This is a genomic window from Kitasatospora sp. NBC_01560 (assembly GCF_045208415.1).
GTDB lineage: Bacteria > Actinomycetota > Actinomycetes > Streptomycetales > Streptomycetaceae > Kitasatospora.
This window is the reverse complement of the sequence record NZ_CP109364.1, coordinates 9,364,176-9,385,349: the sequence shown is the minus strand read 5'-3', so window position 1 is coordinate 9,385,349 and position 21,174 is coordinate 9,364,176. Positions and strand designations below refer to the sequence as shown.

The 21,174-nt window shown below is 75.7% G+C and carries 12 protein-coding genes; 1 reads left to right on the top strand and 11 read right to left on the bottom strand.

From position 1 onward, the window contains the following. Nucleotide 1: 1 nt before the first annotated feature. Nucleotides 2-7,258 carry an SDR family NAD(P)-dependent oxidoreductase gene (locus OH807_RS39970; protein ID WP_406210024.1) on the bottom strand — a complete coding sequence of 2,419 codons (7,257 nt, stop codon included), beginning with the start codon at nt 7,256-7,258 and terminating at the stop codon, nt 2-4. A 375-nt stretch (nt 7,259-7,633) separates the two neighbouring features. Here OH807_RS39970 and paaI point away from each other — a divergent pair, with 375 nt between their 5' ends. Beyond that, nucleotides 7,634-8,080 carry a hydroxyphenylacetyl-CoA thioesterase PaaI gene (gene paaI, locus OH807_RS39965; RefSeq protein ID WP_406210021.1) on the top strand — a complete coding sequence of 149 codons (447 nt, stop codon included), beginning with the start codon at nt 7,634-7,636 and terminating at the stop codon, nt 8,078-8,080. Nucleotides 8,081-8,132: 52 nt separating this feature from the next. Here the strand turns inward: paaI and OH807_RS39960 are convergent, their stop codons facing one another. From OH807_RS39960 to OH807_RS39915, 10 genes are all read right to left on the bottom strand, one after another. Further along, nucleotides 8,133-9,386 carry a phenylacetate--CoA ligase family protein gene (locus tag OH807_RS39960; RefSeq protein WP_406210018.1) on the bottom strand — a complete coding sequence of 418 codons (1,254 nt, stop codon included), beginning with the start codon at nt 9,384-9,386 and terminating at the stop codon, nt 8,133-8,135. Between the two features lie 19 nt (nt 9,387-9,405). After that, on the bottom strand, nt 9,406-10,269 hold the full coding sequence (locus tag OH807_RS39955) for an SDR family NAD(P)-dependent oxidoreductase (protein WP_406210016.1): 864 nt from the start codon (nt 10,267-10,269) through the stop codon (nt 9,406-9,408). Then, nucleotides 10,266-11,558, bottom strand: a complete 1,293-nt coding sequence (locus OH807_RS39950; RefSeq protein ID WP_406210013.1) for an MFS transporter — start codon at nt 11,556-11,558, stop codon at nt 10,266-10,268. The genes OH807_RS39955 and OH807_RS39950 overlap by 4 nt, the downstream gene beginning before the upstream one ends. Beyond that, complete coding sequence (locus tag OH807_RS39945) at nt 11,555-12,796, bottom strand: AMP-binding protein (protein ID WP_406210010.1); 1,242 nt, start codon at nt 12,794-12,796, stop codon at nt 11,555-11,557. The genes OH807_RS39950 and OH807_RS39945 overlap by 4 nt, the downstream gene beginning before the upstream one ends. Beyond that, nucleotides 12,793-13,824, bottom strand: a complete 1,032-nt coding sequence (locus OH807_RS39940) for a RimK family alpha-L-glutamate ligase (RefSeq protein WP_406210007.1) — start codon at nt 13,822-13,824, stop codon at nt 12,793-12,795. The genes OH807_RS39945 and OH807_RS39940 overlap by 4 nt, the downstream gene beginning before the upstream one ends. Next, nucleotides 13,821-15,413, bottom strand: a complete 1,593-nt coding sequence (locus OH807_RS39935; RefSeq protein ID WP_406210004.1) for a KamA family radical SAM protein — start codon at nt 15,411-15,413, stop codon at nt 13,821-13,823. The genes OH807_RS39940 and OH807_RS39935 overlap by 4 nt, the downstream gene beginning before the upstream one ends. Before the next feature lie 5 nt (nt 15,414-15,418). After that, nucleotides 15,419-17,152, bottom strand: a complete 1,734-nt coding sequence (locus tag OH807_RS39930) for a class I adenylate-forming enzyme family protein (protein WP_406210002.1) — start codon at nt 17,150-17,152, stop codon at nt 15,419-15,421. 241 nt (nt 17,153-17,393) lie between these two features. Beyond that, nucleotides 17,394-18,782 carry a flavin monoamine oxidase family protein gene (locus OH807_RS39925; protein WP_406209999.1) on the bottom strand — a complete coding sequence of 463 codons (1,389 nt, stop codon included), beginning with the start codon at nt 18,780-18,782 and terminating at the stop codon, nt 17,394-17,396. Further along, nucleotides 18,779-19,021, bottom strand: a complete 243-nt coding sequence (locus tag OH807_RS39920; RefSeq protein ID WP_406209996.1) for a phosphopantetheine-binding protein — start codon at nt 19,019-19,021, stop codon at nt 18,779-18,781. The genes OH807_RS39925 and OH807_RS39920 overlap by 4 nt, the downstream gene beginning before the upstream one ends. A gap of 358 nt (nt 19,022-19,379) precedes the next feature. Next, nucleotides 19,380-21,077, bottom strand: a complete 1,698-nt coding sequence (locus OH807_RS39915) for an AMP-binding protein (RefSeq protein ID WP_406209993.1) — start codon at nt 21,075-21,077, stop codon at nt 19,380-19,382. Between the last annotated feature and the right edge of the window lie 97 nt (nt 21,078-21,174).

Here is a 21,174-nt window from a genome sequence, read left to right as displayed (position 1 = left end):
GTCACCGGCCCGAGGCCGTGTAGACGACCGAGCGCAGGCCGGGATCGCCCCAGGCCAGCTCGCGCAGCAGGGCGAGCGAGCCGGCTTCCGGCGCGATCAGCTTCACCCCGCGGTCGGCGTAGCTGTGCGCGAGCTCCGGGGAGACCATGCCGCCGTGCCGGCCGGACGGCGCCCACGGCCCCCAGTGCACGGTGAGCGCGCGCTGCCCGGTCTGCTGCGCCCAGCGCGCACCAAGGCCCTCCAGGGCGTCGTTGGCCGCCGCGTAGTCGGCCTGCCCGCGGTTGCCGAGCACCGCGGCGATGCTGCCGAAGAGCACGGTGAACCGCGGGCCGGCCGGCAGTTCGGCCAGCGCCTCCAGCAGGGCGCGGGCGCCCTCGGCCTTGGTGGCGAAGACCCGCCCGAACGAGGCCGGGCTCTTCTCGGCGAACACCTTGTCCTCGATCACGCCCGCGGCGTACACCACCCCGTCGAGGCGGCCGTGTTCGGCGTGGACCTCCTTGACGGCCTGGCGCAGCGCCGCCGCGTCGGCCACGTCCACCGCCCGGTACGCGGCTCGGGCACCGAGGGCGTCCAGCTCGGCGAGCGTGGCCGCGACCTCCCGGCCCGCGAGCAGCGCGGACGCCGCGGCGTCCACCTCCGGGAGCGGCAGGCCGCGGCGGGCGAGCACCGCGCGCAGGGCGGCGCGGTCGCCGGCCGCCGCGGTGGCGGCGTCCTCCGGACCGTCCGGCGGTGCGGTGCGGCCGAGCAGCTCCAGTCGGCACCGGCTCGCCGCCGCCAGGGTGGCGGCGAACCGTGCCGTGATCCCCCGGGCGCCGCCGACCAGCAGGACGACGGCGTCGCGGTCGAGGCCCAGCGCCTCGGCCTCCGCCGCACCGTCACCGGCCGGGCCGGCACCGGTGCTGCCGAGCACGCCGAGACCGGACTCGCGCAGTGCGAGGCCGCGCCGCCCGGCCGCGGTGCGCAGCACCACCGGCTCGCGATCGGCGGCCCGGAGCTCCGCGGCGAGCAGCTCGGCGGCGAGGGCCGGGTCGTCGGTCCGGTCGAGCTCGACCAGGCGGGCGGAGAGGTCCGGGTACTCGACGGCCAGCGTGCGGAACAGGCCGCGCAGTCCCGCGGCCCGTGCGGCGCCGGCGGAGCCCGCCGCCGGGCCGTCGGCCGCCCGGGCGGCGAGCAGCCAGCGCGGGGCCCGGGCCAGCGCGGCCTGGAGGGCCGGGACGGCCGCGGGCAGCACGGGCGCGCCCTCGGGCGAGAGCGGGTCGAGCAGCACGACCCCGTCCACGGGGCCGTCCGCGGCGGACAGTTCGTATGCCGCGCCGTGGGAGGTCACCTCGGCGCCGAGGGCGCTCAGGCGGGCGGCGAGGGCGGCGGAGATGCCGTGCGTGTCGTCGCCCAGGAGGTGGAAGCGGCGGCCGGCGAGGGTGCGGCCGGGCTCGGCGGGCTCCGGGAGCGGGACGGGCTCGACGCGGAGCCGTTGCGGCTCGTGGCCCTCGGGCACCCGCCGGCCGTCCGGGCCGCCGGCGGCCTGCAACTCTGCGGTCCGGGAGTCTGCGGCCTGCGAGTAGGCGGTCTGCGAATCTGCGGCGACGGGCACGGCCGCCTCGTGGACCGGCCGCCCCTCCGCCGACGCACCCCGGTCGGCCGCGTCCGCGGCGTCCCGGGCCGGGGCGCCGGCCGGCGCAGCCGCCCCGAGGCGCTCGGCGAGCCAGTCGGCGACGGCCGCGGCGGTGCGGGCCCGGGCGAGGTGCTCGACCTCCTCGTCGCCCAGTGCCATCCGGTCGTCGGGACGGCCCGCATCGGACGGGCCGGCACCGGACGGGCCGGCGAGGCGGCGGACCAGTCTGCCGATGATCTCGGTCCGCTTGATGGAGTCGATGCTGAGGTCGGCCTCCAGGTCGAGATCGGGCTCGATCATGTCGGCCGGGTAGCCGGTGCGTTCGCCGATCACCTCGATCACCAGGGCCAGCAGGTCCGCCGCTGTCGGGGCGGCGGCGCCGCCGGGCGGCGGGTCCACCGCGAGCCGGGCGGGGGCGGGCGCCGGCGAACCGGTCACGGACGGCTGCGGCCCCGGCGGCAGCCCCGCCGTGCCCTGCACCGGGGGCGGCCACGCGGCCGGGGCCGGGAGCGCCGGTGCCTGCAGTACCGGGGCCTGCCCCACGGGGGCCGGGAGTCCCGGGGCCGGGAGTTCCGGTGCCCGGGCCGCGCCCGCCGCGCCGAAGTACGTGAGCAGGACGTCCCGTTGCGCCGCGATCAGCTCCCGGCTGCTGCTCAGGAAGTCCGCGATCAGCGTCTGCGGGTCGTCGCGCGGCGGTTCGTGCGTGGTCACCCATGCCTCCGGTACGAGTCGGGCCGGTGCGAGTGCACCGGGCGGTGTCTCTCCTGCGGCCGTGCGGACGAGGTGGCCGTCGACCGTCCAGCCCGGCCTGCGCGGCGCCTCGGCACGGCCGGCGTCCACCGCGTCGCGCCCCCGGAACAGCCGGTCGGTGTGCACCGGCACGCCGGCGACGGCCAGTTCGGCCAGGGCGTCGAGGTAGCCGGGCAGGCCGGTGCGCCTCCGTTCCAGCGGGACGGTCAGGTGGGGCCGCTCGCCGAGCACCGCGGAGACCAGCCCGGTCAGCACCGTCCCCGGCCCGGCCTCGACGAAGACCCGGGCGCCCGCCTCGTACATCGCCTCGATCTGCGCCGCGAAGCGCACCGGCGCGCCGATCTGTGCGGCGAGTTCGGCCCGGATCGCGGCGGGCTCCGTCGGGTAGGCGGCCGCCGTGCGGTTCGACCAGACGGGGAACTCCGGTGCCCGTACCGTCCGTTCGGCCAGCGCCGCCGCGAACGCCTCGCCCGCGCCCGCCACCAGCGGGCTGTGGAAGGCGCACGCCACCGGCAGCCGCTTCACCCCGAACCCGGCCGCCCGCAGCAGGCCGGCCGCCGCCTCGATCTCCGCGGTCGGCCCGGACACCACCGTCTGCCGCGGCCCGTTGTGGTTCGCGATCACCACCCCGCCGACCGTTCCGGCCTCCCGCAGGACCTGCTCGACGTCCGCGGCGCCGGCCGCGACGGCCGCCATCGTCCCCGGATCAGCTCCCGGGTCAGTCCCCGGGTCCGTTCCCGGGTCAGTCCCCGGGTCCGCTCCCGGGCCGGCGGCGGCGCCGGGCCCGGCGGCCGGCCCGACCGCCGCCAGGATCGACCGCGCCCGGTCGGCGCTGAGCTCCGGCAGGTCCTCGGCCGCCAGCGCCCCCGCCGCGCAGAGCGCCACCAGCTCGCCGTAGCTGTGCCCGGCCGCCAGCTGGGGGTGCACCCCGGCGAGCGCGAGCGCCTCGTACGCGGCGAGGCCGGTCATGCCCAGCACCGGCTGTGCCACCCGGGTGTCGGTCAGCTCGGCCCGCTGCCGCTCACGGGCCTCGGCCGTGAAGGCGGCGGGCGGGTGCAGCAGGCCGGCGTGGTCCCGCCCCAGCCGCAGGTGCCGCTGGAGGGGCGGGAACGCCGTGAACAGCTCGGCGAACATGCCCGGCCGCTGACTGCCCTGGCCGGGGAAGAGGAACGCCACCTCGCCCGGCTCGGCCACCTGGTCGCCCGGCCCGCCGCCCGGGGTCGCCCCCGTGCCCGCCCCCGCGTTCGCCCCCGTGCCCGCCTGATGGAGCCCGTGCTGCGGTGCGTGCTCGCCGGCCAGCGCCCGGTTCAGCAGCCCGACCAGCTCCGCGACGTCCGCGGCCACCACCGCGACCTGCACCCGTCCGTGCCCGCCGGCCGCCCGCCGGGCGGCGGCCAGCGCCAGGTCGCGCAGCCGCCACGGCGCACCGGGTGCCTCCGCCAGCCGCAGGATCGCTCCGACTCCGCGCAGCGCCCGCTCCCGGTCCGCCCCGCGGAACAGGAACAGCTCGGCCGGCCACCCCTGAAGGCCGTGCCCGGGCCCGGGCCCGTCGTAACCCTGGAGGACGGCATGGAAGTTGGTGCCGCCGAAGCCGAACGCGCTCACCCCCGCGACGCGTCCGGCCGGCGCCGTGGCCCACGGCCGGGCCTCGGCAGCGAACGCGAACGGGCTCCGGCCGGCCTGCCAGGCCGGGTTCGGCCGGTCCACGTGCAGCGTCGGCGGCAGGACGCCGGTGTGCAGCGCCAGCGACGCCTTGATCAGGCCGGCCAGCCCCGCGGCACACTTGGTGTGCCCGATCTGCGACTTCACCGACCCGAGCGCGCAACTGCCGGGCGCCGCGCCGGCCTCGGTGAAGACCGCGGTCAGCGTGGTCAGTTCGGTCCGGTCACCGACCACCGTCCCGGTGCCGTGCGCCTCCACCAGGCCGACCGCCGACGGCGCGAGGCCGGCGCCGTGGTAGGCCCGCTCCAGGGCCGCGCGCTGGCCCTCGGGCCGTGGTGCGGTCAGGCCCAGCGAGCGGCCGTCGCTCGCGCTGCCGATGCCCCGCACCACCGCGTACACCCGGTCGCCGTCCCGTTCGGCGTCCGCCAGGCGCTTCAGCACCAGGCAGGCCACGCCCTCGCCGAGCGCGATGCCGTCCGCGGCCGCGTCGAACGGCCGTGACCGCCCGGTCGGGGAGAGCGCGTGCACCGAGGCGAAGAGCAGGAAGTCGTGGATCCCGTTGTGCAGGTCCGCTCCCCCGCACAGCATCAAATCCGCCGACCCTGCGGTGAGTTCCTTGCAGGCCACGTCGAGCGCGGCGAGCGAGGACGCGCAGGCGGCGTCGACGGTGAAGTTGGCGCCCCCGAGATCCAGCCGGTTCGCGATCCGCCCGGAGACGACGTTGGCCAGCATGCCGGGGAACGAGTCCTCGGTGAGCCCCGGCAGTTGTGCCGCGAGAGCCTCGGGCACCCGGCCCAGGTAGGACGGCAGGACCGAGCCGAGCACGCCCGCGTTGGACAGGTCGCTGCCGGCCTCGGCGCCGAACACCACACCGGCGCGCGAGCGGTCGAAGCCGCGGCCGGCGTCGCCCGCGCCGCTGTCGTAGCCGGCGTCCACCAGGGCGCGCCGGGCCGCCTCCAGGGCCAGCAGCTGCACCGGCTCGATACTGCCGAGCGCGGACGGCGGGAGGCCGTACCTCAGCGGGTCGAAGGGGATCCGGGGCAGGAAGCCGCCCCATTTGGACGGGGTACGGCCCGGACCGCCGTCGGCCTCGTAGTACACGGCCGGGTCCCAGCGTTCCGGGGCCACCTCGGTGACGGCGTCCACCCCGGCCAGCACGTTGGCCCAGAACGCGGGCAGGTCGGGGGCCTGCGGGAACATGCCCGCCATGCCGACCACCGCGATCTCCAGCGGTTTCGGCCGCCCGGCCGGGGCGCCGTCACCGCCGAGCCGGCCGGCCAGTTCGGCGGCCCGCGCGGCGAGGAAGCCGGCCGCTCCCGCCGTCACCGCGCCGTGCAGCTCGGCCAGCGTCGTGGTGGCGCCGCGCAGCACCGCGACCTGCCCGGCCATGAACATGCCCCGGCGCAACTGGTCCTGCTCGTCGACGGGTGCCAGCCCGCCCGCCACGCGTTCCAGCCCCTTGCTGGCGACGCGCAGCCGGCCGACGTTCAACTGCTCCAGTCGCTCCCAGGCTTCGCGGTCCGGGACGCCCTGCTCCCGCATCCGCTCCCGGGCCCGGTGGAACTCCGCGGTGAACGGGCTGGGCACGCAGCGGGTCGCGTGCCCGGGGGCGGACAGCAGCAGCTCCGTGCCGCGGGCCGCGATGACCTGGCGCTGGAACTGCGGCCGCACCGCGCCGAGTGCCACCGCCTCCTCGGTGAACAGGTACGCCGTGCCCATCAGTACGCCGGGCAGGACGCCGCGTGCCGCGACCGGTGCGGCCAGGGCCGCCACCATCGCGGCCGAGCGCTCGTCGTGCACGCCGCCCGCGAACAGCACCTCGACCGCCGGCTCGCCGGGCCGCCCGGGGGTCGCGTCGAGGAAGTCCTCCAGGACGGCCAACTGGGCCTCCCAGAGCGGGAAGCTGTGCAGCGGCCCGACGTGGCCGCCGCACTCCGATCCCTCGAAGACGAAGCGGCGCGCACCGTCCGCCAGGAACTGCCGCAGCAGCCCGGGCGAGGGCACGTGCAGGAAGGTCCGGATCCCGGCCTCCTCCAGAGCCCGGGCCTGGGCCGGCCGGCCGCCCGCGATCACCGCGTGGCTCGGCCGCGCCGCCCGGACCTCGGCCAGCTGCGCGGCCCGCACCGCCTCCGGGGCGAAGCCCAACACCCCTACTCCCCAGGGGCGTTCACCCAGCTCGACAGCGGTCAGGGCGAGCAGCTCGCGGGACTGCGGCCCGTCCGCCAGGGCCAGCGCGACGAACGGCAGCGCCCCGGCCCCGGCCACGGCGGCGGCGAAGCCCGGCTGGTCGCTCACCCGGGTCATCGGGCCCTGCGCGACCGGGAGCGCGGTGCCGAACGCGCCGCTGAGCGGCGAGCCGGCGCCGAGCAGTGCGGCCCCGGCGCCGGCCGCCACGTCCTGCACCGCCCCCCGGACGGCGCGGACGCTCCGCGCCACCGTCCCCCAGCGATCGGCGAACCCGGCTGCCAGGAAAAGATCCTGACCTGCCGTCAGTTCGAATCGACCGCCGGGCCCGCCCCACCGCACCACCCGGCACCCGTCGACGAGCACGGTCTCCGAGCCGTCCGCCGACCGCAGGACGGCCGCGGCCTGCTCGGACACGCCGGACTCGGCCAGCAGGGCCAGCTGGGTGTCCAGCACCACACCGGCGGCGCCGCCGGCCACCGCCGCCGCCGCGGTGCGCAGGCCGATGCCACCGGCCGCCCAGACCGGCACCGTGACCCCGGGCGCCCCCAGGAGCTGCTGGAGCAGGACGAAGGTGCTCAGCTCGCCGACCGGCCCGCCGCTCTCGCTGCCGCGCGCGATCAGGCCGTCCGCACCGCGGCGGACGGCGTCCAGCGCCTGCGGCAGATCGGTCACCTCGACCAGCAGACGGGGGACGGCAGGCCCGCCCCGGCCCCGGCCGGGGCTGTCACCGGCCCCCGGTGCAGCGGCCTCCAGTGCGGCGGCCTCCAGTGCAGCGGCGGCCAGCACCAGGGTGTGCGGGCCGCTGCCGTCGGATCTGCGCAGCTCGCCGGCCGAGAGGCGGCAGCCCGGGCCCAGTCTCACGCCGAACCGCCCGGGTACGCGCTCACGGAGCCGGTCGAACTCCTCCCGGGCCCGGCGGCCCCCGGTCCCGAGGTCGAGCACGCCCAGCGCACCCGCCCGGCACAGGGCCTCGGCGAGGCCGGCGTCCGGCTCGTGGAACGGCGTGATCCCGACGACGAGGTCGGAAAGCGGAAAGCTGGGCGTCATCGGCACTCCGGTATGCATCGTGGTGCACCTGAGGGATGGAAGGCACCCGCACAGCACCCGCAAGGCCGTGGGGTGAGGTGGTACGCCTCGCGCGGTTCCGCTGTTCCGCTGTCCGGGTCTACGCTGATGCTACCGATCGGTAACGGGTCACAGGTTAAGCCGTGATGGCGCGCACATGTCAATAAGCGGGGGCGGGTGACTCTCTTGGGAGGAGCCGCCGCGCACCCTCGGCCGGGCCCGTCTGCCGCGGCGGGGATTCCCTTCGCCCGGTGGACCGTTGACAGCCCGTCGCGGGGCTCGGTGTAATGCGGGTTGCACGACGGAGGCAGGCCGCACCGGCCGCTCCGGACCGGTCCCGGGGGGAAGGCAGAAGCCATGGACGTGGGCACCGCGGAAGCAGTGGAATCCGCCGGTCCGGACGCCCGCACGGCCGCGCTGTACGCGCGCGACGCGACCTGCCGGGGGCTGGGCATCACGCTCGACGAGGTGGGCACCGGGCGGGCGCGGATGAGCATGACGGTGTCCGCGGCCATGGTGAACGGCCACGGCACCGCGCACGGCGGCTACCTCTTCCTGCTGGCCGACGCCGCGTTCTCCTACGCCTGCAACAGCTACGGCCCGGTGACGGTGGCACAGGCCGCGCAGGTCACCTTCCTGGCCCCGGCGGCGGCCGGGGACGAACTGACCGCCGAGGCGGTGGAGCGCGCCCGGTCCGGGCGGACCGGGATCTACGACGTGACGGTCCGCGACTCCGCGCAGAAGGTGATCGCGGAGTTCCGCGGGCAGAGCGTGATGCTCGCGGGCAGGCCGCAGGCCGGCTGACCGGGCGGGGCCGCCCCCGCCCGGCCGCCGGATCAGGCCCGATCAGGCCGGATCAGGCCGGCGGGCGCTCGTCCACGACCTGCTGGAGCTTGCCGGTGCGCGGGTTGGTGGTCAGGCCGGAGCGCGGCACCCACTCGACGGCCAGGTGGTGGATCGCGCCGGCCGCGACCTCCTCCGGGTACAGCGGCCGGGCCCGGTACACCGCCTCCACCAGCCGCTCGCCGAGGTCCGGCGGCGGCTCCTCGGTGCAGCCGAGCCGCAGGATCAGGCCGTCCTTGCCGTCCCAGCGCCGCTGCACCAGCTGCATGCCGGAGACGACCCGGCCCGGGTCGTTGGCGACCAGGACGGCGCGGATCTCCTCCGTCGGCATCGCCACCGTGCCGACCCGGGCACCCTCGGTGGACCGGCCGACCAACCGGAACCGCCCGCGCTCGACGTCCACCCACTCGGCGCGGTCGCCGGTCGGGTAGCGCAGGATCGGCATCAGGGTGCGGAACAGGTTGGTGACCACCACCCGGCCGGGCACCCCGGGGGTGGTGACGGGCTCGCCGGTGACGTCGTCGACCAGCTCCACCACCGTGCGGTTCACGAACGCCTCGTGCACCCGGACGTCGTCCCCCGGGACGGGCGCGCCGACCAGCCCCGCGTCCACCGAGGCGTACCCGATCGAGGCGACGGCCGCCCGGGGGAAGGCCCGGGAGAGGATCGGCCGCAGGTCGGCGAAGAGGAGGTCCCCGCCGAAGAGCAGCAGCTCGATGCGCTCGGCCGTCCTCCCGTGCTTGACCAGGTGCTCGGCCACGGAGCTGAGCTTCATCGGCTCCCCGGCCAGCACGTCGACGCCGAAGTCCTCGATCAGGGCGGCCACGTAGGCGTCGGGGGCGGCGCCGACCGGCAGCCGGACGTTGTCCACCGGTGCGTGGTGCAGCGCGTTCTCGATGTAGAGGAAGCCGCCGTACAGCTCGCCGGCGCAGAACAGGTTCGCCACCCGGTGCCCGGGCCGGAGGCCGGCCTGCACCAGGCCGGCGCCGAAGGCCGTCACCGAGTCGGTGTGCTCGGTGCGCGACCAGGGGGAGAACTTCGGCACACCGGTGGTGCCGCCGGTCTTGTAGACGCCCGCGTCCAGCAGCGGGCCGGTGAGCAGCCGGTTGTCCGGCCAGGAGTTGGCGGCCCAGAAGGCGGTCTGCTCGATGACGGGGAGCTGGGCGAGGTGCTCGATCCTGGCCGGCAGGTCGCGGTAGAGGTCGGCGTAGAAGGGCGAGTGGCGCCGGGCGAAGTCGATCAGCTCGGGCAGTGGTTTGGCGGGCACGGATTCTCCTGACGGTCGGTCAGCTCGGCTCGGGGCGGCCGATCCAGGTGCGGGCGAGGGTCTGGACGGCGGCGCCGTCCGGATCGGTGAGCTTCTGCTCCAGGTAGGCGGCGGCCCAGGCGTTGGTGGGCACCCGGAAGGCGGGCCGGTCGGCGCGCAACGTCCGGACGACCACCGCGGCGACCTCCCGGGCCGGCTGGCCGGCGCCCTCCCAGCCCTGGGCGCCGATCCAGGCGAGGTAGTCGGCGAAGGTGGGCGCGTAGGGGCCGGAGGCGGCCCGGATGGTCGTGCGGTCGATGTCCGGGAAGACGCCGAACTCGGTGTCGGGCACGTACCCGGGGACGACGACGGAGACCTTCACGCCGTGCGCCCCGGCCACCGGGGCGAGGCTCTCCATGAACCCCTCGACGGCGAACTTGGCCGCGCAGTAGGCCTCGTTGAAGGGCTGGCCGACCACGCCGTGCACGCTGCCCACCGTCACCAGCCGGCCAGCCGAGGCCCGCAGCAGCGGCAGCGCGGCGCGGCTGACCGCGATGACGCCGAAGAAGTTCACCTCCAGGTTGGCGCGCAGCGCCGCCATCGTGGACATCTCCAGCGTCGGGTCGGAGTTGGAGACGCCGGCGTTGTTGACCACCGCGTCGAGCCGTCCGTACGTCGCGGCCACGCCGTCCAGGCAGGCGGTCACGGAGTCGGCGTCGGTGACGTCCAGCCGGCGGACGTCCACCGTCACGCCGGCCTGCCCGGCCGCCGCGGTGAGCGCTCCGGCCCGGGCCGGGTCACGCAGCGTGGCCACCGTGGTGAAGCCGGCCCGGGCGGCCGCCACGGCGGTGGCCAGTCCGATGCCGGAGGAGCTGCCGGTGACCAGGACGACCGGCCCGCTCACCGGGCCGGCTCCGTCAGCCCGGGCTCCGCGTCGGCGGTCCGCTCCTGCTCCCGGGCGGCGGCGTCCAGCCGGGCCTGGATGCCGAGCGCGGGCAGGAAGGAGCAGGCCGCCAGCAGGGTGCCGCCGACCATCACCCAGCGGGCCGCGTCCCGGATGCCGAGGGAGTCGGTGAGCGCGGAGACGGCCAGGCCGCCGGCCAGCGCGGCCAGCGGGATGACACCCCAGGTGACGGTGCGGAACGCCGCGTGCATCACGCCCTGGTGCTCGGCGGGCATCCGGGACTGCCGGGTCGGCGCGGAGCACACGTTGATGCAGGACATGAAGAACCCGTAGCAGCCCATGGTCGCGGCGATCACCGGCCCGGGCGGCAGGGCGGGCGCGGCCAGCACCCCGAGGCCGACCAGGCAGTGCAGCAGCAGCGACCAGGCGAGCGTGCGGCCCAGGCCGAACCGCGCGCCGATCCGCGGCGCGACCACGGCGCCGGCCAGCGCGCCCACCGCGCCCACCGACATGGCCGCGCCGAACACGCCGACCGAGACGCCGAGCCCGCGGTAGGCGAGCACCGGCAGCACCGTGACGAAGACCGGCCCGCCCGAGTTCAGCGTGACGGCGGCCAGCACCACCCGGCGCAGCACCGGATCGGCCCAGTTCATCCGGAAGCCGATCGTCAGCCGCTCCCAGACCGTGCCCTCGACCACGGTGCGCTCGCCCCACGGCTTCATGGAGCGGAAGCACGCGGCGGAGACGAGGTAGCTGGCCGCGTCCACCAGCAGGGCGGCGACGCCGAGCGCGCTGTACAGCGCCGCCGCGATCGAGGGGCCGGCCACCTCGGCGACCGAGCCGCTGCCCTCCAGCCGGGAGTAGGCGCGGACCATCTCGTCCTCCTCCACCACGGCGGGGACGGCGATCAGGTAGCCGACGTTGAAGAAGATGGTCGCGCCGCTGATCACCGCGACGCAGGCGAACAGCAGCGGGGTGGAGAGCCGGTCGAGCCAGTAGGCCAGCGGGATCGCGGCGACGGCCGCCAGCCGGAGCAGGTCGCAGACGAGCATCGTCCGGCGCTTGTTCCAGCGGTCGACCAGCACGCCGGCCACCGGCCCGAGCAGCGGAATGCCCAGGTACTGGGCCATGGCCACCGCGCCGACCTGGAGGGCGGAGGCGTGCAGGGCGAAGATCATCAGGGTCGGGACGACGAGGACGGTGATCCGGTCGCCGACCACGCTGACCGTCTGGCCGGCCCAGAACAGGTTGAAGCCGCGGCCCAGGTCGGCCGGGCGCCGGGGCTTCACGAGGCCTCCTCGCCGGCCGCGCGGACCACGAAGCCGGCCGTCTTGCCGGTGCGGTCGTTGCTGACCAGCTCGCCGACGGCGCGGACCCGGAAGTTCTGCGGGTCGTGCTGGAAGGCGGTGCCGAGCGTGAAGGTCGCGGAGAACAGCTCGGCGCGCAGCCGGTCGGCGTCCACGGCGGCGTCCCGGTCGGTGAGCAGCAGGACGTCGACGCCGGTGGCCCGGCCGCCGTCCTCGGTGATCACCACCTGTGCCCGGGAGACGCCCGGCTCGCGCTCCGCCAGGGCGACCAGCTCGTCCGTGTGCAGGCCGAGCCCGCGGACCTGCACCACGCCGTCGCGCCGGCCGAGCACGCGCATCGCGCGGCCCGGGCGCCCGCACGGGCAGGCGGTCAGTTCGCCCGCGTCGCCGGTGCGGTAGCGCAGCACCGGGTTGAGCATCGCCGGGTCGAGGGTGGTGAAGTCCAGCAGCCCGTCCGGGCCGACGTGGACGAGTTGCGCGGGCAGCGGGTGGAAGGTGTCGGCCGGGCAGTCCGGGGTGTTGGTGCCGACCACCCACGTCTCGGTGGAGCCGAACATGCCCCAGCGGCGGGCCTGCGGCGCGACGGCGGCGAGGTCCTCCGCCAGCTGCGGCTGCCAGGCCTCGCCGAGCCAGAGCACCTTGCGCAGGGCCGGCAGCTTCAGCCCGGCGGCGCGCGCGTGCGCGAACCAGAGCCGCAGCACACTGGGCGTCCCACCGATCGCGGTGACCCCCTGGTCGGCGAGGAAGCCCAGCCAGTCGCCGTACTCCTCCCGGGTGACGGAGCCGAGGGCGATCACCCGGCAGCCGGCCAGGTCGGCCAGCGCCGCGGCCAGGAAGTGCGCGCCCCACATCCGGCCGGCGCCCCAGGCGTTGGCGAAGGTGTCGTCGCGGTCGAGCGGCTGCCAGTGCGCGTGCACCCCGGTCATGTAGAAGCCGGTGGGCGCGTAGCCGACCTTCGGGGCGCCGGTGGAGCCGCCGCTCTGGAACAGCCAGGTGGCGCCCGTCGCGGCGCGCGGCTCCAGATGCGCGAGGGCGACGTTGAGGTCGTCCTTGAGCAGGGGCGGGAGGGCGGCGAGGTCGTCGAGGGTGGCGACGGCGGCGGGCCGGCCGGCGTAGCGCGGGGCCAGGGCGGGCACCGTCCGCAGCTGTTCCAGGGCCCGGGCGGCGACGGGCAGGTGCGGTTCGACGGCCTCGGGCGGCAGGGAGAACGCGTCGGTCATCGGGGGTCCGTCCGTGGGGTGGTGGGGGTGCGGCCGGTGAGCCACTTGGCGTGGGCGTCCCGGTAGGCGGTGAACCGGGCGCGGGTGACGTCACGCTGGAGGGTGCGGTCCGGGTCGGACCAGTCGGGGGCGATCACCCCGTCCGGTTCCAGCTCCGAGAACCAGTACCGCTCGCCGTCGTACAGGAAGTCGACGCAGAAGAACGGGATCGCCAGCTTCTCGGCGAAGTATGCGGTGGCCTCGGCCAGTTCGGGCGGCACGGGCGGGAACTCCATCGCCCCGCCCCGGCTGGCGTTGGCCACCGGCGAGCCGGCTTCGGGGATCCGCTTCATCACCGCGTACGGCTCGCCGTCGACGACGTAGACGCGGTAGTCGACGGTGCCGTCGCCCAGGTAGGGCTGGGCGACGAGGGTGGTGTCGCCGCCCTGGGCGAGGCTGGCCAGCCCGCGGATGTCCTCGGGGCCGCGGGCCAGGTTGATCCCGCCGCCGCCGCACCAGCCGGCCGGTTTGACGATGGCCGGGTAGGTGAGGTTGCCGAGGGCGACCTCGTACTGGTGCTTGCTGATGTCCCGGCCGGTGCCGATCCGGACCGTCGGGATCGGCGGCACCGGGGAGTCGGCGAGGTGCAGCACGGTGGCGAGCTTGTCGTTGCCGATCAGCGACACCGAGGGCGGGAACGGCAGGTAGAAACCGGCCTGTTCGAGCACCGCGTAGAGCGCGAACTGGTTGAAGACGTCCATCGACTGGTACGGCAGCGAGTAGAGCGCGGTGATGAACAGGGTGTCCTGCGGGGTGACGGGCTCCTCGTCCACGTAGACCACCGGCCGGGCCGGGTCGGTGGCGTCCACCGTGACGGCGTCCGGCGCGTGCCGGCACCAGGTGAGGCCGAGCTCCTCGGCGGTCTCGGCGTAGAGGTCCCAGAAGAAGTGGTGCCAGGTCGCCGTCATCCGGGACGACTCGCGGTCGGGGAAGATCCAGCACATCCGGCGCAGCGGGCCGGGGTCGTTCACGAGGCCGGCGGGGGTCACCGTGCTCCTTCGGTGGTGGCCAGTGGGGTGGTCGGGCGCGCGGCGGGTGCCGGCGGCCCGGGGTGCGCGGCGGGTGCCGGCCGGGCGGCCGGTACGGTGCCCGCCGCCGTGCGGGCGGCCCACCAGCGGCGGCCGGCCTCCGGGAGGGTGTCCACCGGGTCGTAGTACGGGTGACGGCGGGCGAGCTGGTCCCCGCCGGCGGGCTCGCGGGCCTCCGCCCCGGTGCGGTAGTTCTTGGTCCAGTACGAGATGCCGCGCTCACGGTCGTACCCGACCGCCTGGTGCACCCAGCGCTTGCCGAGGTTCGGCACGTCGCAGACCAGCCGCGGCGTGGCGTAGCCGGGCAGGTAGCCCATGATCGCCTCCTGGAGGCGCTGCGCCTCGTGCACGCTCGTCCGCCAGTGCTCGGCGTTCGGGATCATGTCGCAGAGGTAGAAGTAGTAGGGCAGGATGTTCGCCTCGCCCTGGAGGGCGAAGCAGAGGTCGAGCAGGTCCTCGGGGGTGGCGTTGACGCCGCGCATCAGCACGCCCTGGTTGCGGACGTCCCGCACGCCCGCGTCGAGCAGCGCCCGGGCCGCCTCCGCGACCAGCGGGGTCACCGACCGGACGTGGTTCGCGTGGGTGTGCACGGCGAGGTTGACGGCACGCCGGGCGGCCACCCGGGCCACCCGTCCGACGCCGTCGAGGACGTGCGGCTGGAGCCAGTGCTGCGGCAGGCCGACCACCGCCTTGCTGGCGAGCCGGATGTCCCGCACCGACTCCAGCTCCAGCAACTGCATGAGGAAGGACTCCAGTTGCGGCCAGGGCACGTTGGCGACGTCCCCGCCGGAGACCACCACGTCGCGCACGGCGGGGGTGCGCTTGAGGTAGTCGAGCATCTGCTCCTGGCGGTCGGCCGGGCGGAGCACCAGTCTGGCCTTGGTGACCTGGGGCGTGGAGGTGCCGACGAGGTCCATCCGGGTGCAGTGGCCGCAGTACTGCGGGCAGGTGGAGGTCAGCTCGGCCAGCACCTTGGTGGGGTAGCGGCGGGTCAGGCCCTCCACCACCCACATCTGCGCCTCGTGCAGCGAGTCGCGTTCGGCCTTGGGGTGGCTGGGCCACAGCGGGTGCCGGTCGGCGTGGACGGGCAGCATGTAGCGGCGGACGGGGTCGGCCAGGAAGGCTTCGGTGAAGGCCTTCGGCACAGTCGGGGCGTGCGCGGCCACGGTGTTCAGCATCTGCGGCGGCAGCAGCATCGGCATGGTGGCGAACTCGGCCTGGTCCGCTGCGAGTTGCTCGTAGAAGGACTCGGTGAGCAGCTCGCCGGCGACGGCCCGCAGCTGCCGGGCGTTCTTGACGCAGTGCGCCCGCTGCCACTGGGCGTCGCGCCACTGGGCCTCGGTCACGTCGCGCCAGCCCGGCAGCCGGCGCCAGTCGGGCTCGACCAGTGCCGTCCGGACGTACTCGTACGGCTGCTGCTCCGGCGGCGGCGTGGTGCGGGGCGTGCTGCCGAGCGAGGTGGCGCCGAGCGGCGTGCTGCCGAGCGGGGCGGTGCGCTGCGCGCTGCCGGGCGGCGTGCTGAGCGGCGGGGGTTCGGGGCGGCGGTCCATCTCGGCTACTGGCCGGTGAAGAGGGTGGCGAAGCGGGTGCGCAGTTCGCGCTTGAGCACCTTGCCGGTGGGCCCGAGCGGGAACTCCTCCGCCGTACGGGCGATCCGGACGGCGCCGAGCCCGGCCAGGCCGGCGCAGGCCAGTGCCTTGTTGGCGGCCACCAGCACGTCCGCCTCCCCCACTTCCGCGGCCGCCTCCTGCAACTGGACCACCGCTATGGGTCGTTGGCCCTCGCTCTCGCCGCCCGGCACCCCGACCACGGAGCAGTCCCGCACCAGTTCGGCGCAGTCGGCGAGCAGGACCTCCTCGATCGGCAGGCTGTAGACCGGGCCGGCCGCGGTGTCGATCACGTCCACCGTGCGGTCGAGGTGGTAGAACCGGCCCTCGGCGTCGCGGCGGGCGACGTCCCCCGTCAGCCAGTAGCCGGCCAGTTCGAAGCTGCCGGTGAGCCGGGCGTTGTTCCAGTAGCCCGGCGTCAGGGAGGGCGAGTCCACCGCGAGCAGCCCGACCGTGCCGTCCGGGACTTCGGCGCCGTCCTGGTCGAGGACGGCCGCCCGGCGGACCACCTCCAGCGGCTTGCCGACGCAGCGGTCGTCCCGGGCGGTCTCCGGTGTGGTCACCTGGCCGAACAGCGCCATGCCCATCTCGGAGGAGCCCAGCCCGTCCACAAACTGCGAACCGGGCAGGGCCGGTTGAGCGGCCTTCTCGCTCGGCAGCAGCCAGGGCCGGATCAGGCCGGCCGGGCGCTCGCCGAGCCCGACCAGCCGGCGGATGTGCCCGTAGTGCGCGCTGTCGCCGGTGTTGAACCAGGAGTGCACCCTGGCGGCACCCCGCACCGGCAGCTCCCCGGTGGCGAGTTCGACGAAGGTGCGCGGGAACGACGCCACCATGGTCGGCCGGAACGCCTCCATCACCGGCTCGACGACCGAACGCCGCCAGTCGGCCATCACCACGGTCGGCAGTCCGAGCAGGGTCGCGGTGAGGAAGTAGCTCAGGCCGCCCGCGTGGGTGTGCGGCATCAGCGACATCAGCCGGTCGTACGGCTCCGCCGGGAACCGCACCATGCGCGGCTGCTTCCCGTCCCAGAACTGCCGGTGCGCCAGCATCGTCGACTTGGGCGTGCCGGTGGTGCCGGAGGAGTGGATCAGCGCCACCACGTCGTCCGGCGCGTGCCGGTACGGGTACGCCTCGGGGAGGCCGCCGGAGGAGTCCGCGTCGAAGGCCTGCACCTCGGCGGCGAGCGCGAGGAAGCGGGGCCGGCGCTGCGGGTCCTGCCGGTAGGCGGCGGCCAGCCGGGTGGTGTCGTCCGCGACCACCCCGACCACGCCGACGTGGTCGAGGTAGCGGACCATCACGTCGTGCCGCATGGCGTCGTTGACCAGGGCCGGGACGGCGCCCAGCGCCGTCAGCGCGAGGAAGTGCAGCAGCGGCTCCAGCCCCTCGCCGATCACCACGGCCACCGGCTCGCCGGGCCGCACCCCGTTGGCGTGGTACCAGGCCGCGTACCGGTCGCGCAGGCCGGCGAGGTCGAGCAGGCTGTGACCGCGCAGCACGACGGCGCCCCGGTGGTCGGTGTGGTGGCTGTAGGCGAACGGGACGGCGCGGTGGGGGTTGACCGCGAGGGCGTGGTCGAGGAAGTTGCCGGCGCCGAGCCCGGGCTCGGTCATCAGCAGCTCCCGGACGGCGAGTGGCGCGACGGGGCTCGGGTGGGACGTCGGGTGGGGACTCCGGTCGCTCATGGCGGCCTCCTGAGGGGGGTGACCCGCGGCCGGTTCTCGTGGAACGGGCGGACGGGCTGAGGGGGTTGGGGGGTTGGGGGGATCCGGCGCTCGGCCGGCACGTCCGTGCGGTGCGACGGCGCCGTGCTGCGAGGCGCGGTGACGCGGGCGACCCGGGAGCGCGCGGCGGTGCTGTCCGCGGAGGTACGGCGGGCGGGGGAATGCGGTGTGCGGGGGCATGCAGTGAGCGGGGCGGCGCCGTTCAGGCCGTGCGGTCGAGGATCTCCGCGACCACGCGGTGCCCGGACCGGACCGCCCCCTCCAGCAGCCCGAAGTACTCGGTGCTGGTCTCGGTGCCGGCCCAGTGCACCCGGCTGTGCGGGGCGGTCAGCGCCGGACCGAGCCGCAGCCAGTCGCCGGGGCCGAACAGGGCCGCGTAGCAGCCCTTGCTGTACGGCTCGTTGACCCAGTCGGTGACGTGGAAGCCGATCGGCTCGGGGAGCATCGGGAAGAGCCGACCGGCCTGGTCGACCGCCGCCGTCCGCTGCCCGGCCCGGTCCAGCGCGGCGAACCGGTGCGCCTCGGCACCGGTGACGAAGCCGGTCAGCACCCCGGTCGGCGCACCCGCCGGTGAGTCGTCGACCGTCGAGAGCAGCGGACCCTCGGCGTTCACCGACCAGCCGGAGAGCCCGTGCTCGCGCCAGACCGGCGCCGGGTAGACCAGGTGGACCTTCACCGCGCAGCCGCGTCCGGTCCGTTCCCCCGCGCGGGGCACGGCCGGCGCCGGGTGCTGCTCCAGGGCGTCGGCGAGCAGCGGCGGGAGTGCGACCACCGCGACGTCCGCCCGGTACGCACCGCGCGCCGTACGGACGGTCACGCCGTCGTCGTCCTGGCGGATCTCCAGGGCCGGTTCGCCGAGCCGCAGCCGCCCGTGCGGCGCGGCGGTCAGCCGGTCGGCGAGCCGCTCGCAGAGCAGGTGCGCGCCGCCGGCCACCCGGTCCTGCTGCGCACCGCCCTCGAAGGCGTTCAGGTAGCGCAGGCCGCCGCCCGAGCGGAGGTAGAAGGCCATGTGCAGGACGGAGACGTCGGCCGGGTCGGCGGCCATCATCTCGCCCAGGAAGAGCGGGAAGAAGAGCCTGGCGTCCGGGTGGGACAGCTCCTGTGCGGCCCAGTCGGCGGCCGTCGTGGTGTCCAGCCGGTCCGCGGCGGGGGTGAGCCAGGGCGCGTCCGGCCTTACGGCCGCGGTGAGTTCGGCGAGCCGGTCGAAGAGGTCACCGAGCGCCACCGCGTTGAGCGGGGGAAAGCGGCCGTCCCGCGTGGCGTGCCCGGCGTCACCGCCGCCGGTGCCGCCGGTGCCGCCGAGGGCGAAGCGGCTGGCGCCGAGCATCGTGGTCGGCGTGGTGGCGAGGCCCAACTCCTTCAAGAGCGCGTGGAGTTCGGTGTGCCGGTCGCCGAGGTAGGCGGCCCCGGCGTCCACCGCGGCGCCCGGGAACACCTCGATCCCGTGCGTCCGACCGCCGACCCGGTCCCGCGCCTCCAGCACGGTGACCTCGACCCCGCGGGCGGCGAGCCCGGCCGCGGCGGTCAGACCGGCCGCCCCGGCCCCGACGACGACGACGGACGCCGCGGCACCACCGCTGCGGCCGCTCATCCGGCGGTCGCGATCAACTCGGCGAGGCCGGCCGCGGTCGGTGCGAGCAGGAACTCCTCGAAGGACAACTCCGTCCCGTAGGTGCGGGCGACGGCACTCAGCACTCGGGTGGCGATCAGCGAGTCACCGCCGAGGAGGAAGAAGTCGGAGTCCGCCGCGACGTCGGGTCTCTCCAGGACGCGGCGGAAGATCGCCACCACGCCCTCCGTGTCGGCGGGCGTGGTGTCAGTGCTGCTCATGCCTGCTCTCCTTCGAACTGTCGGGTGCACCTGTGGGGCACCTGGTGATGACCTGACGGGGGCCCGGTCCGGGCTCCCCCAGGGCGTGTCCCGTCCGCGGCCGTACCGGCGTCCGGACTCTGGCTTCTGGGCCCGGAGGCCTGCCGGACGGGTGGCGTCGGGCGAATCCCGTCGGTCGGGCCCCGCCGAGCCGGCGCACGGCGCCGGGCACCGCTCCGGACGGGCCGGCGGATCGTCCTCGTACTGGACGTGCCCGGACGATGCGGGCGCACGTCCCCGCGGGGCGACCCGGCCGCGTGGCGGGAGCGGCCGCGTGGCGGGAGCGGCCGCGTGGCGGGAACGGCCCGCCGGGCGGTGGCTAGGGCTTGTCGGACAGGCCCTGGAGGTCGGACCGGACCGGGGCGGCCCCGGAGGTCTGCCCGGTGCCCGGCCCGCGCGCCGAGTGGCGGCGGTGCGAGCCGGCCCGGTCCACCTTTCCGCTCGCGGTGTGGACGAGCTCGGCGACGACGGTGATCCGGCCCGGCACCAGATGGCCGGGTACCCGGCCCCGCAGGTAGGCGCGCACCTCGGCGTCCAGCCCGTCGGCCGAGCCGGCGAGGCGCGGCACCACGTAGGCGACCAGCGCCGACCGGCCGGCCTCCGTCACCCCGGTCACGGCGACCGCGCCGACCCCTGGGTGACCGGCGATCTCCGCCTCCACCTCGGCCGGGTCGACCCGGATGCCGCGGACCTTCAACTCGCCGTCCAGCCTTCCCAGGTGGGTCAGCACGCCGTCCGGGGCACGGCTCACCCGGTCGCCGGTACGGAACCAGCGGACGCCGTCGGCGACGGCGAACCGCGCCGCGGTGGCCTCCGGCAACCCGTGGTAGCCGAGCGCCACCGCGGGCCCGCCGACCATCAACTCGTCCTGCTCGCCGATCCGTTCCAGGACGTGCGGCAGGGCGCGGCCGATCGGCACCCGGTCACCGGTCGCCCACGGCCGCACCCGCTCGGCCGCCAACGGCCCGTGCAGGTCGACGGCATGGGTGATCAGCGTGGTCTCGGTGGACCCGTACGTGTTGAGCAGCCGGATCCGGCCGCTGTCCAGCGCGGCCCAGTCGGCGAGCCTGGCCGGCCGGGCCGCCTCGCCCCCGATCACCAGCAGCCGGACGGACGCGGGGAGCGCCTGCCGCTCCTCGGTGAGGTGGAGCACCAGCTCGTTCCAGAAGGCCGTCGGCAGGTTCAGGACGGTGATCCGCTCGCGCTCGACCATCCGCAGGAACCGGGGGAACGAACCGGAGTGCGCCTCGGCGTCGAGCACGAGGGTGGCGCCTGCGGTGAGGGTCGGGAGGATCTCCTCGAAGCAGGTGTCCCAGTTCAGCGAGGCGAACTGCAGCACCCGGTCGTCCGGCGTCAGCCCGAACAGCTCACGCAGGGATGCGACGGCCGCGGAGATCGCCCGACGGGGTGTCACGACGGGTTTCGGCTGCCCGGTCGAACCCGACGTGAAGAGGAGATAGGCCGGCTGCTCCGGCTCGACCCGGTACGGCTCCCCGCCGCCGGGCCCGTCCGGCCGCGGTTCCGCGGCCGGATCCGCGGCCGGATCCGCCGGCTCGGGGACCGCTGATCGCGGCACGCCGACCAGGTCGAGACCCAGGCCCTCCAGGCCCCACCCCGCCGCACCGGGCTGCCCGTCCGGTGCGGCGGTGGCCGTGACGGCCGTGGTGACCGTGGCAGCCGTGGTGGCCAGCCCGGTGCGGCAGCCCACCGCCGCCAGCATCGCCACGCGACGCTGCGGCGGGAAGGCCGGATCGACCGGGCAGTACACGCCCCCGGCCGCCAGCACCCCGAGGAGCCCGACGACCGTCTCCGGCGCATGGATCGCCGGCACGGCGACCACGCCCGGACCGACCCCGAGATGCTCGGCCAACAACCCTGCCATCGCGCCGAGTTGGCGATAGCTCAGGCTGTTCCCGTGGCACTCGATCGCCGGCCGTGCGGAATACCGGCTCACGGTTTCCGTGAACGCGTCAATCAGGTCGGAAGTGGCCCCGTTGATGTTGCGGTAATTTGTCATGCCCGCCCCAAAGAATGCCCTGCGAGCCCTTGTCGGTGCTCGGCGAGCCGGGACTCTACCTTCGAACATGCGTAGCCACAATGGTTGTTGAGGATGT

Coding starts and splice junctions, on each gene's coding strand:
- OH807_RS39915 (WP_406209993.1), bottom strand. CDS start 21,077: ATGACAAATTACCGCAACATCAACGGGGCCACTTCCGACCTGATTGAC.
- OH807_RS39970 (WP_406210024.1), bottom strand. CDS start 7,258: ATGACGCCCAGCTTTCCGCTTTCCGACCTCGTCGTCGGGATCACGCCG.
- paaI (WP_406210021.1), top strand. CDS start 7,634: ATGGACGTGGGCACCGCGGAAGCAGTGGAATCCGCCGGTCCGGACGCC.
- OH807_RS39945 (WP_406210010.1), bottom strand. CDS start 12,796: ATGACCGACGCGTTCTCCCTGCCGCCCGAGGCCGTCGAACCGCACCTG.
- OH807_RS39925 (WP_406209999.1), bottom strand. CDS start 18,782: ATGAGCGGCCGCAGCGGTGGTGCCGCGGCGTCCGTCGTCGTCGTCGGG.
- OH807_RS39930 (WP_406210002.1), bottom strand. CDS start 17,152: ATGAGCGACCGGAGTCCCCACCCGACGTCCCACCCGAGCCCCGTCGCG.
- OH807_RS39920 (WP_406209996.1), bottom strand. CDS start 19,021: ATGAGCAGCACTGACACCACGCCCGCCGACACGGAGGGCGTGGTGGCG.
- OH807_RS39935 (WP_406210004.1), bottom strand. CDS start 15,413: ATGGACCGCCGCCCCGAACCCCCGCCGCTCAGCACGCCGCCCGGCAGC.